The sequence below is a fragment of the Flavobacterium sp. JAS genome (assembly GCF_020991455.1).
Lineage (GTDB): Bacteria > Bacteroidota > Bacteroidia > Flavobacteriales > Flavobacteriaceae > Flavobacterium.
The window spans coordinates 206,620-223,628 of record NZ_JAJMOX010000006.1; the positions used below are offsets into that span (position 1 = coordinate 206,620).

The window sequence follows — 17,009 nt, forward strand, 5'->3', positions numbered from 1 at the left end:
AAAAATTAATCAGATGTTAAAGGATTAACGTAGCTTAAGTTTTGCTAAGTAGTTAATTTTTAACGTTTTAAATATGTAAAAATGTACGGTAAAATTAAAGAACATTTGCAAAGTGAGTTGCAAACGATTGAAGAAAATGGAATTTTTAAAAAAGAACGTATCATAACATCTGCGCAAGATGCTGAGATAACGATTTCTACAGGAGAAAAGGTTTTGAACTTTTGTGCAAACAATTATTTAGGACTTTCTTCTCATCCGGAAGTGATTCAGGCTGCGAAAGATGCTATGGATACACATGGTTTCGGAATGTCATCAGTTCGTTTTATTTGCGGAACACAAGATATTCATAAAACTCTGGAGAAAAAGATTGCTGATTTTTATGGTACAGAAGATACTATTCTTTATGCAGCGGCCTTTGATGCAAATGGTGGAGTTTTCGAACCTTTATTAGGAGAGAATGATGCTATAATTTCAGACAGTTTAAATCATGCTTCTATTATAGATGGTGTTCGTTTGTGTAAAGCGGCTCGTTATCGTTATGAAAACAGCAACATGGAAGACTTGGAACAACAATTAATAAAAGCTAATGAAGCTGGAGCACGTTTTAAATTAATTGTTACAGATGGGGTTTTCTCTATGGATGGTCTTGTGGCGCCTTTAGACAAAATTTGTGATTTGGCTGATAAATATGATGCAATGGTTATGGTTGACGAATGTCATGCTGCTGGATTTATTGGAGCTACTGGTAAAGGTACACTTGAAGCAAAAGGTGTGATGGGAAGAGTTGATATTATAACAGGAACATTGGGTAAAGCCTTAGGAGGTGCAATGGGAGGTTATACAACAGCAAAAAAAGAGATTGTTGAGTTGTTGCGTCAACGTTCAAGACCATATTTGTTTTCGAACTCACTTGCACCAGCAATTGTAGGTGCTTCTATTAAGGTATTTGAGCTTTTAGAGAAAGATACTACATTAAGAGATAAGCTAGAGTGGAATACAAACTACTTTAAGGAAGGAATGAAAAAAGCCGGATTTGACATTATTGATGGTGACTCGGCAATTGTTCCGGTTATGTTATATGATGCAAAATTGTCGCAAACGATGGCAAATGAACTTTTGAAGCAAGGAATTTATGTTATTGGATTCTTTTTTCCGGTTGTTCCAAAAGAAAAGGCAAGAATTAGAGTTCAATTGTCAGCGGCGCACACAAAAGAGCATTTAGACAAGGCTATAAATGCCTTTATATCAGTGGGACAAATGTTAAAAGTTATATAATTCCCACTTTGGTGAAATTTTTGTAGGTTTTTTTTAACATTTCATTTTGTATTTAAAAAATTTGGTGTTACTTTTGCTTGTAATTAACTAAATTGTAATTAAAAAAATTAAGTATGAAACATCTTAACAAACTTTTAGTTGCTGTGATGATGGTGATGGGTTTAAGTTCTCACGCACAAGACAGTAACAATCCATGGGCTATCTCATTTGGAGTTAATGCAGTTGATACAAGAACCAGTTCCAATGCAGGAAGCGGTTTCTTTGATCAACACTTTTCTCAGCCATTCGCTGTAAAAGACAACTGGAACATCCTTCCTTCATTATCTTACATTGGTGTAAATAGATATGTTGGACATGGTTTTTCTGTTGGTTTACAAGGGTCTGTAAACAAAATTGATAAATTGGTTACTTTTGCTCCAACTGCTCCAGGGCATGATGGAAGAGGTAATGTTGTAACTAATCCTGGAGATTTGATGTATTATGGAATTGATGCTACAGTAAAATATAGCTTCCAAGAATTAATCAAATCTAAAATCATTGATCCTTCGTTATCTGTAGGTGGAGGTTATACTTTCTTCGGAGATAACAGTTTTGGAACTGTTAACCCAGGTGCTGGTATTACTTTCTGGTTTACAGATGCTATTGGTCTTGAACTTGCTACAAAATACAAATGGGCTGTAGCTGCTAATGATGATAAACCTCTTGACAGATCTGTTTTCCAACACACTGCAGGTTTAGTTTTCAAATTCGGAGGTAAAGATACTGATGGAGACGGAATCTACGATAAAGATGATGCTTGTCCAGATGTTGCTGGTTTAAAACAATTCAACGGATGTCCTGATACTGACGGAGACGGAATCGTTGACGCTAGTGATGCTTGTCCAGATGTATTTGGTTTAGCTGCATTAAACGGATGTCCTGATACTGACGGAGACGGAATTGCTGATAAAGATGATGCTTGTCCAGATGTTGCTGGTTTAGCTGCTTTAAAAGGTTGTCCTGATACTGACGGTGATGGTATCGCTGATAAAGATGACAAATGTCCTACAGTTGCTGGTCCTAAAGAAAATGGTGGTTGTCCTTTCTTAGACGCTGACAAAGACGGTGTTGCTGATAAAGATGATGATTGTCCTACAGTTTACGGTCCTGCTTCTAACAGAGGTTGTCCTGAAGTAACTACTGAAGCTTTAGAAGATCTTAAAGTTCAAGCTAGAGCGGTTTACTTTAACTCAGGTAAAGCTACTTTCAAAACAGGAGACAAAGAAACTCCAGCTAGATTAGATGCAATTAAAGAAATCCTTAAAAACTATCCAAACGCGAAATTCTCTGTTGAAGGACACACTGATAGTACAGGTTCTGCTAAATTGAATCAAAAACTTTCTGAAGACAGAGCTGCTGCTGTAATGAATGCATTAATTGAAAGAGGAGTTAATCCAGAGAACTTAGTTTCTAAAGGATTTGGTTCTTCTCAACCAATTGGAAGCAACAAAACTGCTGCTGGTAAAGCACAAAACAGAAGAACAGAAATTAGACACATTGGTTCTAAATACCAAGGTAAAATCTAATTTACTTTCTAAATAAATACTAAAAGCCATTCTTAATTGAATGGCTTTTTTTATTTTTATCAAATGATAAATACTTCTTTTCTAGAAAAAATTGCTGCTGTCGTAATTCAGGATTATTCGGCTAAACTTGCTGATACAACTATTATTTTACCGAATAAAAGAGCTAAAGTTTTTTTGATAGAAGCATTGAAAAATGAAACTAAAAAAACGATTCTTGCTCCTGAGATTGTTAGTATTGAGGATTTTGTGCAAGATGTAGCATCAATTAGATCAGTAGATTCGATTGAACTTTTGTTTGAGTTCTACGAAGTTTACTTATCTGTTACCGAAAAACAGCATCAACAATCATTTGAATTGTTTGCAAATTGGGCCAAAACCCTTCTGCAGGATTTTAATGAAATTGATCGTTATCTTTTAGAACCTTCACATGTTTTGTCTTATTTGAAAGATATAGAAGATATTAAAAAGTGGGGTATTGAAGTCGAAGATAAAACCAAGCTTTTGGAAAATTATATAGACTTCTGGAAACTTTTGCCTTTGTATTACGATTCGTTATATAACCATTTGCTAAATAAAGCAATTGGATATCAAGGATTGATTTATAGAGAAGCTGTAAATAATTTGAATCACTTTTCGAATACCATTTCAAACAGAACTTTTGTTTTTGCAGGATTTAATGCTTTAAATGCTGCTGAAGAAAGAATTGTACAACATCTTTTGGCATTGGACCAGGCAAAGATTTACTGGGATGTTGATCAAACCTTTCTAAACGATCCCTATCATGATGCGGGGCTTTTTGTTCGTCGTTTTAAAGAAAGTTGGAAACATTATAAATCGAATCCTTTTGAGTGGATTGTGGATGATTTTTCGCAGTCTAAAAACATTCAGGTTATAGGAACTCCAAAAACCATTGGTCAGGCAAAATTAGCCGGAAGTATTATTGAAAATATAATCAATAATAATCCATCAACATCGCTGGATAAAGTGGCTATTGTACTTGGAGAAGAAAATTTATTGATGCCAATTTTGTATTCATTACCGGCTTCGGTTGGAGCATTGAATATAACAATGGGATATTCAGGAAAAAATAATCCTTCGCAAATATTGATTGCAAAATTATTTAAGATGCATACTAATGCGCTTTCTCGAAAAGGCGATAGCTATGTTTTTTATTATAAAGATGTTTTAGATATTTTGACACATCCTTTGGTAGAGCCTTACGCAAATGCAGGCAATTTGGTAAAGATTATCAAAGAGAACAACTATACATTTATTACTCATAATAGAATTCTTGAACTTAATTCGGGGTCTTCGACTTTATTTGGTTTATTATTCCTGAAATGGGAGAATGGATCTATGGCGGTTTTAGAAAATATTTCTGCGATTTTACTTTTGATAAAAGAAAACTTCAGCAATGATAATGAAGAAGAGAAAATTGCAAAAGCTTTTGTTTTTTCTGTTTTTAAAGTTATTAATAAACTGATTAATTATTATTCGCAGCATCATTATATTGATAATATTGATACATTGCATGCTATTTACAAACAGATTGTCGATGTAGCCGAAGTCTCGTTTGAAGGTGAACCTTTGCATGGATTACAGATTATGGGAGTTCTGGAAAGTCGTGTTCTTGACTTTGATACTGTTATTGTTACTTCTATGAATGAAGGGAAATTTCCGGCCGGAAAATCTCAAAATTCATTTATTCCTTATGATGTAAAACGCGAATTAGGTTTGCCAACTTTCAAAGAAAAAGATGCTATTTATACCTATCACTTTTATCATTTATTACAAAGAGCTAAGAATATTTATCTGATTTATAATACCGAAAATGATGGATTAGATGCGGGTGAACGAAGTCGTTTTATCACGCAACTTGAAGTCGAAAAGCAAAAAAAGCATAATCTTACTTTTGATATTTACAATCCGGTTTTGCCAACAACGGCATATCAACCCATGATAGTCCCAAAGTCAGAAGCGGTGATGGAACGGTTGAAAGAAATTGCTGTTGCTGGTTTTTCACCTTCGGCATTGACAAGTTATATTAGGAATCCGATTGATTTTTATTTTCAAAAAATACTTCGAATTCGAGAAGTAGAAGAGGTTGAAGAAAATATTGCGCTAAACACTTTGGGGACTATAATTCACGAAACTTTAAAAGCTTTGTATGATCCTTTTGTTGGTAAGTTTATTTCTGAAACAGACATTTCCAATTGTTTTAAATTGTTAGATGATGAAGTTCTGAAGCAGTTTAAATTGGTTTATAAAGAAGGTGAAATCAAGAAAGGGAGGAATCTTTTGGCTTTTGAAGTAGCAAAACGTAATGTTTCTAATTTCTTAAAAATGGAATTGGAGGAAATTAAGAATGGAGATGCAATTCAAATTATTGCTTTAGAAAAAACTTTCGAAAGGGAACTAAAACATCCAAATTTGCCATTCCCTGTTCTTATAAAAGGAAATGTCGATAGAATCGAGTTACGTAACGGAAAAATAAGAATCATCGATTATAAGACCGGTAAAGTAGAAAAGACGAATGTAATATTGAAATCTTGGAACGGATTAACTCAGGAAATTAAAAACGATAAAATAATTCAGGTCCTGGCGTATGCTTTTATGTTTGAAAAAGAAGCGGGTGATGTTCCCGTAGAAGTTGGAATTATTTCGTTTAAAAACCTAAAGTCCGGATTTTTGCCTTTTGGATTTAAAGAAGAAAAAGAGCTTGACTTGATAGTTGGAAAAGAAATCCTGAACAATTATTTGGAAGAAATCGTTGTATTGTTAAAGGAGATTTTTGATGTGAATATTCCTTTTGAAGAAAAAATAGACTGATGATCAGAAAAGTAAATAACATATTTGAGTTTTTTAAATCCACATTAGTAATTAATTTGGTCGTTTGTAGTATTGTTGTTTTGCTGAGTGGTTTTGATTATTTTTTTATACTATTTCTAAGTTTTGGCTTTTTGGTAAGTATTGGATTCAAAGAATTGTATCGAAAAAATGAGTACTTATTTTATTCAAACAATGGTATAGCAAAGATTCCTCTTTTGCTGCTTAGTTATTTTTTGACCTTTTGTACGGCAGTTTTCTTGGGACTTGTTGTGTTTTTAATAAAGAAATTATTTTGAAAAAACATATTCTTGAAGTTGACGGAATCCAGAAAAGATTTGGTGAAAAAGTAGTGCTTTCTGATGTTTATTTGAAATGTGAAACTTCGGATATTATTGGTTTGTTTGGTCGAAACGGTTCTGGAAAATCAACATTATTGAAGATTATTTTTGGAATTGTTTCAGCCCCTGGAAAATGTATAAGAATTGATGGTGTTTCAAAAAACAATTCAAATAATTTATTAAATGAAATTAGTTATTTGCATCAGGAACAGTATATTCCGAATCACTTATTGGTAAAAAGAGCGATTGCGTTATCTATCGATAAACAAAATAGAGATAGGTTTTGTGAAGATAAATTTATTCAACCTCTTTTAGATAAAAAAATCAGTCATTTATCAAGTGGGGAACTCCGTTATCTGGAAATTAAAGTTGTACTTTTTAATCCTGCAAAATTCATTTTACTTGACGAACCGTACAATGGATTGTCTCCTGTAATGGTCGATGTGGTAAATGAAATGATAAAGGTAAATTCGCTTAGAAAAGGAATTATTATTACAGATCATAATTATCAAAGCGTAATCAAAATTGCGACACAACTAGTCTTGATTAAAGATGGCAAGACTTTTATTTTGAAGGAAAAAACCGATCTTATCAATAAAGGCTATCTTACAAGCTCCTCTTTTTTGTAAAATGCGAAGAAAATAATTTAATTATCTGAATTAGATTGTTATTTTTTTTGGATAAATCTTCTTTTTTGTTAAGATTTATTGTGTTATTTATTTTAAATACAAGGAAATATTAGGGTGTAAATAAAAGTAACTCAAGTGGTTAGGTTTGGCCTTTTTTTTAACAAGTATTTATTGGACAATTATAGTATTTAAAAATACCTTTGTCGCTCTCAAAAAATAAATATAGAAAACAATGATATCTTAATTATATTAGCACAGATCAAATGTATGTTTTCGACGTTTTTGAAGATGTAAACTGTTTATTTGGCTAAATTAAAAAAAAGATACTAACGATAAATTTTGCCCCCACAAATGAGAAAAAGGCTGTTTCAAAATTATTTTGAAATGGCCTTTTTTGATTTCAATATTTTTTGTTTTACTGAAAAAAGTCCAGTAAAACAGTTTTTAATTCTTCTTTGTTTTCAATGTGACTCATGTGTCCATCTTCAAAAGAAACAAGTTCGGCAGTTGTATCTTCGATTTGAGAGACGCTTTCGTCATAATTTAAAACAGGATCTTTTTTTCCTAAAATTAATAAAACAGGAAATAGATTTTTATGTAAAAGCGCTTCTCTGTCTTTTCTGATTTTCATTCCTTCAAGCGAAGCAACGATTCCTTGCAGAGGAGTTTTTAAAGCCTGAATTTTTACTTTTTCGATTTCGTCTGCCAGTCGGGTTCTGTTGTTTTCGCTGAACAAATTGCCAATTGCTAAGCTTACAAAGTTTATATAGTTTTGTTTAACGGCTTTAATGGCGCGAGTTCGGTTTAATTTCTTTTCGGCGCTGTCTTCTTTAGATGTAGAATTCAATAAAACTAATTTCTGAATGTTGTTTGGGAATAATTCGGCGAAAGCCAAACCAACATATCCGCCCATAGAATGTCCAAGAATAGTTGCTTTTTCAATTTTTAGATGCTCCAGAACTTCATGAACTACATTTGCATTATCTTCCATTGCATGCACATATCCCAAACAATCAGATTCGCCGTGACCCAATAAATCAATTGTAATTACACGATGTTTTTCTGAAAATAAGGTAACGTAGTCCTGCCACATTTTTTTGTTTTCCAGAAAGCCATGAAGCAGTACAATTGCAGTTCCTGAACCTGAATCAGTATAAGAGATTTTTGTGTTTTTATATAGAAGTGTTTTCAAAATGGTGTTTTAATTTATAAAATGCAAAGATAAGAAAGCATAAACCATATAAGAAAGACTGTAGGGTTTTAAGCATTTCTTTAACGATTTTAAGACTTAAAGAGCTTACATTATAGGTTTTATAATGAAAAACGGCCTCCATTTCTGAAAGCCGTTTTGTTTTTGTTATGATTTTAAAAAGGAATTAACATCTGCAAAGTACTTTTCTTTCGCATCAAGCCATCCATAATGCCTACAATTTTCAAGCAAAATTAGTTTTGAATTAGGAAATGTTTTATTTGCCAATTCTCCAATTTGATTGCTAATAACATCTTCTTTTCCCTGAATAATCAGAACAGGATTTTTAAAGGTTTTCAGTTTTTCTTTGCAATCAAAATTGATTTTTTGCATATCGCCCCAAAGCAATCCGTTTATTTTCGAATCCCCCTGTGTTAATCGTTCCGCAATAATCGGGACATATTTTTTATCGTAAACATAAGCCGGTGCCATCGCCCTTCCTCGTGCTAAACGTGCGGAGTGAGTTGTGTCGCCTTTTTCGATTTTATCATTCCAGTAATTCATTGAATCTTTCTCGACTTTAGTCAAGTTTCTTTCAATAAGATTTTCGGTTTTCAGTAAAGTCAAATCAATTCCGCCAGACGACGACAGAACTAATTTATTGATGCTGTTTGGATAAACCGTAGCATAATACGAAGCCAACATTCCTCCAAAAGAATGCCCCAGAATATTCCATTTTTTAATTTTCAGATGTTTTCTTAGAGACTCAATATCATCGGCCATTACTTTCATCGAAATGGTTTCTGAATTCAGCTCCTTCAATTTAGATTTTCCGGTTCCGCGTTGATCATAAATAATAGTTTCCTGACTTTCGGCCAATGTTTTAGCGATGCTTTCAAAGCCATTACTATTCATTCCCGGGCCACCATTAATAATCAAAAGCGGTTCGCCTTTACCAAATGTTTTATAATAGGTTTTGCTCGAATCATTGTTGGTCGAAAAACCTTCTGTTTGAGCAAAAGCGTTTCCTAAAACCATCAGAAAAACAAATAGAAAAATCTTTTTCATTATGGAATTATGAGTTCATTAAACTTTCGATTTCATCCACTTCAATCGGAATGTTACGCATCAGGTTAAAAGGTTCTCCTTTTTCCTGAACCACAACGTTATCTTCCAAACGAATCCCGAAACCTTCAGCAGGGATATAAATTCCAGGTTCAACCGTAAAAACCATATTAGCTTTCATAGGCTCATGAAGTAATCCATAATCGTGCGTATTTAATCCCAAATGATGAGAAGTTCCGTGCATGAAATATTTTTTGTATGCTGGCCATTCCGGATTTTCGTTCTGAACATCGGCTTTGTCAATTAAACCTAAACCAAGTAATTCCGAAGTCATAACTTTACCAACTTCAATATGATATTGTTTCCAAAGTGTTCCCGGAGTCAACATTTTGGTAGCTTCATTTTTTACTTTCAAAACCGCATTGTAAACCGCTTTTTGTCTTTCAGAGAATTTTCCCGAAACCGGAATTGTTCTCGTCATATCGCTCGAATAATTAGCATATTCAGCCGCAACATCCAATAAAATCAGATCTCCGGCTTTACATTGCTGATTGTTTTCGATATAATGTAAAACATTTGCATTGTTTCCCGAAGCAATAATTGGCGTGTAAGCGAAACCTTTAGAGCGATTACGGATAAATTCGTGAATCAATTCGGCTTCGATTTCATATTCCGTAACATTTGGTTTTACAAACGGCAATAATCTGCGGAAACCTTTCTCAGTAATATCACAAGCGTGTTGAAGCAAATCGATTTCTTCGCTTTCTTTTATAGAACGAATGCGTTGCAAAATTGGGTTGCTTTTTGCCACATTGTGTGCAGGATAGTTTTCTTTCCACCATTTTACAAAACGAGCTTCACGAGTTTCAGTCTCAACGACTGCACGGTAATGTTCGTTAGTGTTAATATACATTGTGTCTGCATAAGTCATCATTTCGTTCAAGACTTTATGAAAATCCTGTAACCAATAAACAGTTCTAATTCCCGAAACCTGAAAAGCACGTTCCTTAGTCAGTTTTTCACCTTCCCAAATCGCAATGTGTTCGCTGGTTTCTTTCAGAAAAAGAATTTCTTTTTGGCTCTCATAAGGTGCATCAGGATACAAAAGCAAAATACTTTCTTCCTGATCAACTCCACTTAGATAAAAAATATCCCGGTGTTGTTCAAACGGCAAAGTACTGTCGGCACTAATTGGATAAATGTCATTTGAGTTAAAAACGGCAACACTGTTAGGTTTCATTTCTGCCGTGAATTTTCTGCGATTCTTTACAAAAAGAGCGCTGTTTATTTGATGATATTTCATAATAATGTGAGTTTTGAACTTCGAATTTCAAAATTAGTGATTTTTGAAGACGTAGAACAAAATAGGATTATTAAAGTTTTCTTATTTGTTTGATGTTTTTTTGCGTAATCAGTGTCATTTCTACAGAAGATAAATCTTAGAAACTTAGCAACTCAGAACCTTAGAATCTTAATAATGGCGTGCCCCTCCGGGTCGGGCTTTCGGCTATATCTTTTATTCCGTCCCGATAGCTATCGGGACAAATAAAGGGATACCGCCTTAATCCCTCACGCAAACTCGGTTTTATAAGAAGTTTATTGTTCATATAAAAGATAGTTTGTTTGATTTTTATTTTATCTAGAAAATAATTTTTGGATGAATACGGTTTCCCGTAAAGAAATTAATTCATAAATGCCAATATTTGTATTAAATTAATTATCATTTTGTTATATCAAATTTAATTAGAAAAACCATTGATTGACTCGGATTTTTTTAATCACAAATTGAGAAAACTTATATTAATCCGTTTTTAGTCTATAATAATTTACAACCCAAAACCTAACTATGAAAACAAAAATTTATCGATTTGCAACTTTTCTAATCGCTTCTTTACTCATGATTTCTTGTGTCTCTGAAGAAATTAAAGTGCCAGCAAGTAAAAAAAATGAGATTTTATCATTCGTTATAAAAAAAGGAGATATTTCTAAACCGCTTGATATTTTAGAAAACACAATAAGTGGTACAGTAGACAGTAGTTTCGATTTGAATGATATAACTTTAGAAGTTTTAATATCTGACGGAGCGACGATTAGCCCTGATCCTGCTTCAATCAAGTCTATCAATGGTCCGTTAACTTTTGTAGTTACAGCTGTAAATGGTAAAGAGAGAACATATAATGTGTTGGTAAGTAAAACTCAAAGCTCAGATAATAGTATTTTAGAGTTTAATATTACTACACCCTATTTTTTGACAAGTGCTAAAATTGATCAACAAACCGGATCAATAACCAAAAGACTTCCTTCGTTTGTTGATTTGGCAAATTTAAGTGTTGATTTAAAATATGCGGATAATGCGACTATTTCTCCAGATCCGAAAACAATTACTGATTATTCATCTCCCGTAGATTTTATAGTTAAGTCTGAATCTGGGATAGAAAAAACGTATCAGGTTAAATTAGAACATATGAATATAAATATGTCTGAATCATGTACTGATTCAAATGCTAATAAATGGTTTGGAGGAGATAACAGAACGGATGCGCCCGATATTTTACCGTTTGACAGAAATATTGGGACAGGTCAAACAGTTTTGTTGAGTAAAGATTTGACTCCTTCGGTTTTTAGCATTCATCTTCTAGAAGGTTTTGCTTACGCTCAAACGTATGATCCGTATAGGGGAGATGTAATATTAAAATTAATTATTAGAGATGAAAAACAAAAAATTATAGCATCTACAGAAACTACCGTCCCGGGAAATTTTAATGGAGGTTTTGTTCCTTTTGATTTGCAAAATCTGCATCTTTTCTTAGAAGCAGGAAAAGAATATGTTTTCTATTGGTACTTGGTGGATGGTGCAGCTTTAGGAATTATGTCAGGTAGTTCCGCAAACAAAAGTAGTGGCTCTGGATTTTGTTTTCAAACCGGTTATTCAGGTTCTTCTAAAGTTAGCACTGGGACTACTCTGGAAGATTTAAGTGTTTGGTACAAACATACATGGCATTTCAATATGCAGCTAGAAGGAAAAGAATAAAAATAAATTATGTAAGTTATAAGTAAAAACCGAAGCAGTCACGCTTCGGTTTTTCTATAAATATATATCTTTTGAATAAATTATTTCTTGCTTAATAATTTTTCATACTATTGTTGATTTCGAATGTAGAATTGTATAATTTTAAAATAGTATGCTTATAAAGCAATATAAATTATGACCATACAAAAAGCAAATCCAAACGACCACGAAATCTTAACCCAAATAACCAAAAAGTCAAAAGCATATTGGGGATATTCTGATGAGCAAATTGAAAATTGGTCGCAATTCTTAACCGTTTCAAAAGAATATATCGAAACCAATTCAGCCTACAATTTAATTGTTGAGGGTCAAATTATTGGATATTATTCCTTCTTCCACGAAAGTGAAAATAGTATTAAACTGGATAATTTGTTTGTCTTGCCTGATTTTATTGGCAAAGGATTCGGGAAAGTATTAATGAATGATTTTCTGATTCGTTTAAAAGATATTACTGTTCAAAAATTAGTTCTCAATTCAGAACCAAACGCTGAGGATTTTTATTCAAAATTCGGATTTGTAAAAGTAGGGCAAATAGAAACGTCTATCAAAGATCGATATATGCCAATAATGGAGCTATTAATAGAAAAGAATAACCGATAAAAGATTTTAGAATAAATTTTATAGTTATTAAAGATGAAACTAAATACAGAAGTTAAGTATTTAACCCATAAACAAAGTGCCATTTTTTTGTTGATTTCGCTATCTCTTATCTGGGTTTGGATGTTTATTACATCCATAATCGACAGAGGAAACGATCGCGGATTGATGACTAGTTTTGGTACCGTAATAATTTTGACTTTTATATTGGTACAATTCTTTGCAAAAGTAAAATCAGGAGAATATTTGGCAACATTCTTTTATCTTATTTTTGGGAGTTTTCTAAGTTTTATTATAACGATGACAATCGGGCTCCTTATTTCGGCAGTTATCAAATCGGGTTGGGCATGGAGTATAGTTCCGTTAATGACAATCGGGTTTTTGTTATTTTTTATTCTTAGACGTTTGTTTTCTTTTCCAGATAATTTTGTTGCATTTTGGGTATTGTTTTCATTACCAATCCTGACATTCATAACATTGGAAGTGTTGCCTTTTATTGTAAATATTGATAAGCACGGATTAGGAATAGGGTTTCCAATTGCGATTTATTTAAGTTTTGTTTTTGTCGCAATTGCAATGCTTTGCAGAGAGAGCCAAAAAGAAATAATAGAAGAATAAAAAAAATAAAATGCAGAATTCAGTTTTTAAATTAATTACGATCAAAGACATTAAATCGCAATATCCATTTCTTTTGGATCATGAAGGATTTGATTATTTTGAAGAATGGAACGATCAGGATTTCTTTTTGGTGGCAAATGAAGATGTTTCTTTTGAAGGTAATTTCTATTTAGATCTTTATGAGGATAAAGAGAAAAAATGGCTTTCGAATCTATTAAATGTGTCATTAAAAGAAATCGAGAAAATAAGAATCGAAGGCGTTTTAATAAACGGAAATCTCTCCACAAACGGAACTATCATAAATGCCGAAGGAGATTATGGTCCGTATGTTTTTATAAACGGAAATGTTACTTGCCAAAGTATGTTATTGGGAGGTTCGTATATTGAAATAAACGGGAATGCCAACGCTAAAGAAGTTGTGATGACATCGTATAATCATGGTAATTTTAAATGTTCGGGTACTATTGAAGCACCGGTTTTTATAGTCGAAGATCATTACACCACTTTTGCAGCGCGAAAAAATGATTTGTTCTATTACAATGATCGCGGAAATGATTTTGACGCTAAAAATAGTTGCGAGTCTGATGATGAAAGCGAAGAAGAAATTATCTCAAATGAATTACGGAAACATCTTGATAATCCGTTAATCGAAACTTTTGAAGAATTAAAACGTGAATTAGAAAACGGCGAACTAGTTTTAAAACAAAATAATCCTCCGACCAAAACATATCAATATTGGCAAAATAGAATAAAGTTAAATTATAGAGATTTAAAATTGGTTCCGCCTCAGCATAAAACCAAAGAATTGTGTGAGTTGGCTTTGAATATTTCATTTCATGTGCTGCCATTTGTCAATCCGGAATTTATTACGCCCGAACTCTGCGAAAAATTAGTCGAAAAAGATGGTTTTGCGATTCAGAAAATTCCAAGTCAGTTTATTACGAAAGAACTTTGTTTGAAAGCGGCTCAAAGCGGAACATTAATTTCGCTTATTCCACATGAATTTTATTCGGAAGAATTGATTTTGACTACTTTTAAAAATGGTAAACATGAACCGAATATTACTGATGTTCCTTCTGAATTTATTACGGATTATTTGCTTGAAGAATATGTGAAAATTGGCAAGGGATTATGGCTTGATAAAGTTTGCAAAGAAAATGGAAAAGATAAATTAACAATTTTAAAACAAGTAATAGATTCGGGGGTACAATATCTGGAAACTATTTTTGCAAATCATTTTAGTAAAGAAACGGTCGAGTATGCTTTTTCTGTTTATAAAAATCAAGAAGATTTGAATAAGTATATTCAGAAATATAAAGTGAAATTTGAACGTATTGGGTTGAGTGAATATTTGTAATTTGAAAAATGGATAATGAAAAAATAAAAATATTAAGGAATAAGTTTTCGATTCCTTTAGATGCAGCTATTAGACTTCTTAAAAAGAATAATGGCGATGTATTATTATGTGAAAAAGAATTTCATGACAATAATATTGAGCAAATTTGTAAAAAGACAGAAAGTGATTATGAAGCGGCAAAAGAGAATTATGAAATTTGTAACTATGATATAAGAAAGGCCATTGAAAGAATTAACCAAAAGCAGGTTATAATTACAACGGGAAATAATCCTAATACAAAAATTGGCTTTATTTTATGGCCAGAAAATGCTGCTGGGGAGTTCTATAAAACAGATAAACGTAATGATGTTTTTATTTCGGCAGAAGACTTTGATGTTGTTTTGAAAGACTTTAAATCTGTTTTTTCTCTGTTGGATGTTTCTAATGATTTTGAACAGGAAAGTTTTGATGTTTTAGGGAATAACTTTTTTGATAACAAAACATGCAGGCAGATCGTAGAGCAAATAAGTCAAATAGAAAGTAATGATAAGCAAGTTCAAAATTTTTTGACAGAATTAATTAATTGGTTAAATGATAAATTGACTTATGCTGATTATATTGTAGTTTATGGTAATTTATAATTAAATATGAAGATAAAAATTCAAATCAGAAAAATAGAACCGCAAGATCTGGATTTTGTGTACAAAGCAATTTGCGAACTTGAAAATGAAGAATTAGATTTTGAAGTATTTGCGGCAATATTCCATGAAAACATTTCGAATAAAAATAATCTGTACTTATTGGCAGAAAATGAAAATGAAGGCTTAGGGTTTATTAGTTTTCACACACAAAACCTTTTGCATCATTGCGGATTAGTTGGCGAGATTCAGGAATTTTTCATTCATCAAAATCATCGCGGAAAAGGAATTGGAAGACAATTGATAAATGAGATTATGCAATATGCAGATCAAAATAACCTGAAAAGTATTGAAGTCACAACAAATCGCCGAAGAGTTGAGAACGTGTTGATTTATGAAAATCTCGGTTTTAATCTATCGCATAATAAGTTTACGATTTATAAATAATTAATGAAAAAGCTAAATACATCCATAAAACACAATCTAATAGTAGGTTTGCTTATTGCATTATGGTTATTTGTTTTTGCTTTCATCATAAAACCTTTTGATGACGGAACTATAAATTTAAAAGCCTGGTTTTTAATAAGTTTTGGCTTTAGTTTTACGGCATTTTTGTGTTATGGTATTCTTGCCGTTCTTCAAAAAAAGGTTTTCGAAAAAATATCAAAATGGAATCTCTGTTTAGAAACTGAATTTCTTACCTTCTTTTATATTATCTATTTAATTGGAATTTATGCCTATTATAAAAGTCCGATTTTAAATGGAGGTTATAGTTTTACTGAGTTTTTCTCTACGATTTTTGTCAAAGTTGCCTTGATTTTAACTCCGGTAATTATTTTGGCGAGGAGATATTTAATTAAGCTGATTCCGCAAAAAGATGATTTTTTAATTATTAGAGGCGAGAATAAGTTAGATGTTCTAAAAATCAAAAAAGCCGATTTGGTTTGTATTTCAAATGCTCAGAATTATGTAGAGATTTTTTATCTTGAAAACGCAAAACTTCATTCCAAGATAATTCGGTCTTCACTCAAAAAAGTTCAGGAAGAATTTTCTTTTTTAGTTCAAATTCATCGATCGCATTTAATAAATCCATCTCATTTTAAGTCCTGGAGAAATCAAAATACCGTTATTCTGACTCAAATAGAACTTCCGGTTTCTAAAAATTATAAAGAAACTTTATTGGCATTATAATTTCGTACCTAAAACAATAGGTTTTGTACCAAAGCCAATAAAATCAGAGTTTGCGAGAGATTCTCTTATTAGTTTTGTCTCATCAATTTAAAACATTAATTATGACAACAAGACAACTTTGCCTTCTCGGATTATTATTTTTTCTGATCAGTTATTTATTATTTTCTAAAGTTTTACCCAGCTTTCAAAAACCAATCGATTTTGCGCATTGGTTTAATTTAATTGGCGCTTGTTTACTATTATCATTTAATAATGTCTTCCCTAAAAACAGATTAAATTCTGTTGCTTCTGTTGTCACAACTTTAGGAATTATTGCTCATATTGGTCTCTGTACGATTGATTTAATTATGTCTAGTTTTGGCAATGATGATCTTGCCAGAGCAGAATTAAGCATTCAAATTAGTAATACGCCCGCGATTTTGTATCCTTTTGTAATTGTTGGTCCGTCATTGCTTTTTATTGGACTTTCATTGCATGCTTTAAATTTTATCAAAATAAAAACAATAAGTGCTTTAATGGTTATTGTTGCTTCATTTGCAATTGGTTTTTCTTTTTTTATATTGAAAAACGGAGTTTATATGTTGTTGAGTTGTGTAATTTTTACTTTGGGATTGGGATTGCTTCTTTGTAAGAATGATAGTAGAGAAGTCCGTTGAAATCTATATATTT

Annotated in this window: 15 protein-coding genes; 12 read left to right on the forward strand and 3 right to left on the reverse strand. The window is 32.2% G+C overall.

Annotated features, from left to right (window positions below):
* The first annotated feature begins 81 nt into the window (after positions 1-81).
* The 4 genes from kbl to LPB88_RS10430 all read left to right on the forward strand — a co-directional run bounded on the left by kbl (position 82) and on the right by LPB88_RS10430 (position 6,636).
* Positions 82-1,275 (forward strand): glycine C-acetyltransferase, encoded by a 1,194-nt coding sequence (gene kbl, locus LPB88_RS10415; RefSeq protein ID WP_230715235.1) that lies wholly within the window; start codon positions 82-84, stop codon positions 1,273-1,275.
* A 113-nt stretch (positions 1,276-1,388) separates the two neighbouring features.
* The gene (locus tag LPB88_RS10420) at positions 1,389-2,840 is read left to right on the forward strand and encodes an OmpA family protein (protein ID WP_230715237.1); all 1,452 of its coding nucleotides are present in this window, start codon (positions 1,389-1,391) and stop codon (positions 2,838-2,840) included.
* Between the two features lie 63 nt (positions 2,841-2,903).
* Positions 2,904-5,669, forward strand: coding sequence for a PD-(D/E)XK nuclease family protein (locus tag LPB88_RS10425; protein WP_230715239.1), 2,766 nt, complete (start codon positions 2,904-2,906; stop codon positions 5,667-5,669).
* A 292-nt stretch (positions 5,670-5,961) separates the two neighbouring features.
* Positions 5,962-6,636 carry an ATP-binding cassette domain-containing protein gene (locus LPB88_RS10430; RefSeq protein ID WP_230715241.1) on the forward strand — a complete coding sequence of 225 codons (675 nt, stop codon included), beginning with the start codon at positions 5,962-5,964 and terminating at the stop codon, positions 6,634-6,636.
* Positions 6,637-7,051: 415 nt separating this feature from the next.
* On the opposite strand, the gene LPB88_RS10435 is transcribed toward LPB88_RS10430, so the two are convergent.
* The 3 genes from LPB88_RS10435 to LPB88_RS10445 all read right to left on the reverse strand — a co-directional run bounded on the left by LPB88_RS10435 (position 7,052) and on the right by LPB88_RS10445 (position 10,193).
* On the reverse strand, positions 7,052-7,828 hold the full coding sequence (locus LPB88_RS10435; RefSeq protein WP_230715243.1) for an alpha/beta fold hydrolase: 777 nt from the start codon (positions 7,826-7,828) through the stop codon (positions 7,052-7,054).
* Positions 7,829-7,993: 165 nt separating this feature from the next.
* Positions 7,994-8,893 (reverse strand): alpha/beta fold hydrolase, encoded by a 900-nt coding sequence (locus LPB88_RS10440; protein ID WP_230715245.1) that lies wholly within the window; start codon positions 8,891-8,893, stop codon positions 7,994-7,996.
* A gap of 7 nt (positions 8,894-8,900) precedes the next feature.
* Entirely contained in the window at positions 8,901-10,193 is a 1,293-nt protein-coding gene (locus tag LPB88_RS10445; protein ID WP_230715247.1) for an aminopeptidase P family protein, read from the reverse strand.
* Between the two features lie 543 nt (positions 10,194-10,736).
* On the opposite strand from LPB88_RS10445, the gene LPB88_RS10450 reads away from it, so the two are divergent.
* The 8 genes from LPB88_RS10450 (at position 10,737) to LPB88_RS10485 (ending at position 16,996) form a co-directional block, all read left to right on the forward strand.
* Positions 10,737-11,921: a DUF5018 domain-containing protein gene (locus LPB88_RS10450; RefSeq protein ID WP_230715249.1), complete on the forward strand. Its 1,185-nt coding sequence runs from the start codon at positions 10,737-10,739 to the stop codon at positions 11,919-11,921.
* Positions 11,922-12,095: 174 nt separating this feature from the next.
* On the forward strand, positions 12,096-12,560 hold the full coding sequence (locus tag LPB88_RS10455) for a GNAT family N-acetyltransferase (protein WP_230715251.1): 465 nt from the start codon (positions 12,096-12,098) through the stop codon (positions 12,558-12,560).
* A gap of 33 nt (positions 12,561-12,593) precedes the next feature.
* A complete protein-coding gene (locus LPB88_RS10460; RefSeq protein ID WP_230715253.1) occupies positions 12,594-13,175 on the forward strand; it encodes a hypothetical protein in 582 nt (193 codons plus the stop codon).
* Between the two features lie 10 nt (positions 13,176-13,185).
* Positions 13,186-14,532 (forward strand): polymer-forming cytoskeletal protein, encoded by a 1,347-nt coding sequence (locus LPB88_RS10465; protein ID WP_230715255.1) that lies wholly within the window; start codon positions 13,186-13,188, stop codon positions 14,530-14,532.
* A gap of 8 nt (positions 14,533-14,540) precedes the next feature.
* Positions 14,541-15,152, forward strand: coding sequence for a hypothetical protein (locus LPB88_RS10470; RefSeq protein ID WP_230715257.1), 612 nt, complete (start codon positions 14,541-14,543; stop codon positions 15,150-15,152).
* Between the two features lie 6 nt (positions 15,153-15,158).
* Positions 15,159-15,596, forward strand: coding sequence for a GNAT family N-acetyltransferase (locus LPB88_RS10475; protein WP_230715259.1), 438 nt, complete (start codon positions 15,159-15,161; stop codon positions 15,594-15,596).
* Positions 15,597-15,599: 3 nt separating this feature from the next.
* Positions 15,600-16,340, forward strand: coding sequence for a LytTR family DNA-binding domain-containing protein (locus LPB88_RS10480; protein ID WP_230715261.1), 741 nt, complete (start codon positions 15,600-15,602; stop codon positions 16,338-16,340).
* Positions 16,341-16,441: 101 nt separating this feature from the next.
* A complete protein-coding gene (locus tag LPB88_RS10485) occupies positions 16,442-16,996 on the forward strand; it encodes a hypothetical protein (RefSeq protein WP_230715263.1) in 555 nt (184 codons plus the stop codon).
* Positions 16,997-17,009: the final 13 nt, after the last annotated feature.

Bases quoted from the DNA above. Each gene is read 5' to 3' on its own strand.
- LPB88_RS10465 (WP_230715255.1), top strand. From the start codon at position 13,186: ATGCAGAATTCAGTTTTTAAATTAATTACGATCAAAGACATTAAATCG.
- LPB88_RS10460 (WP_230715253.1), top strand. From the start codon at position 12,594: ATGAAACTAAATACAGAAGTTAAGTATTTAACCCATAAACAAAGTGCC.
- LPB88_RS10485 (WP_230715263.1), top strand. From the start codon at position 16,442: ATGACAACAAGACAACTTTGCCTTCTCGGATTATTATTTTTTCTGATC.
- LPB88_RS10470 (WP_230715257.1), top strand. From the start codon at position 14,541: ATGGATAATGAAAAAATAAAAATATTAAGGAATAAGTTTTCGATTCCT.
- LPB88_RS10455 (WP_230715251.1), top strand. From the start codon at position 12,096: ATGACCATACAAAAAGCAAATCCAAACGACCACGAAATCTTAACCCAA.
- LPB88_RS10425 (WP_230715239.1), top strand. From the start codon at position 2,904: ATGATAAATACTTCTTTTCTAGAAAAAATTGCTGCTGTCGTAATTCAG.
- kbl (WP_230715235.1), top strand. From the start codon at position 82: ATGTACGGTAAAATTAAAGAACATTTGCAAAGTGAGTTGCAAACGATT.
- LPB88_RS10440 (WP_230715245.1), bottom strand. From the start codon at position 8,893: ATGAAAAAGATTTTTCTATTTGTTTTTCTGATGGTTTTAGGAAACGCT.
- LPB88_RS10450 (WP_230715249.1), top strand. From the start codon at position 10,737: ATGAAAACAAAAATTTATCGATTTGCAACTTTTCTAATCGCTTCTTTA.
- LPB88_RS10475 (WP_230715259.1), top strand. From the start codon at position 15,159: ATGAAGATAAAAATTCAAATCAGAAAAATAGAACCGCAAGATCTGGAT.
- LPB88_RS10445 (WP_230715247.1), bottom strand. From the start codon at position 10,193: ATGAAATATCATCAAATAAACAGCGCTCTTTTTGTAAAGAATCGCAGA.
- LPB88_RS10420 (WP_230715237.1), top strand. From the start codon at position 1,389: ATGAAACATCTTAACAAACTTTTAGTTGCTGTGATGATGGTGATGGGT.
- LPB88_RS10480 (WP_230715261.1), top strand. From the start codon at position 15,600: ATGAAAAAGCTAAATACATCCATAAAACACAATCTAATAGTAGGTTTG.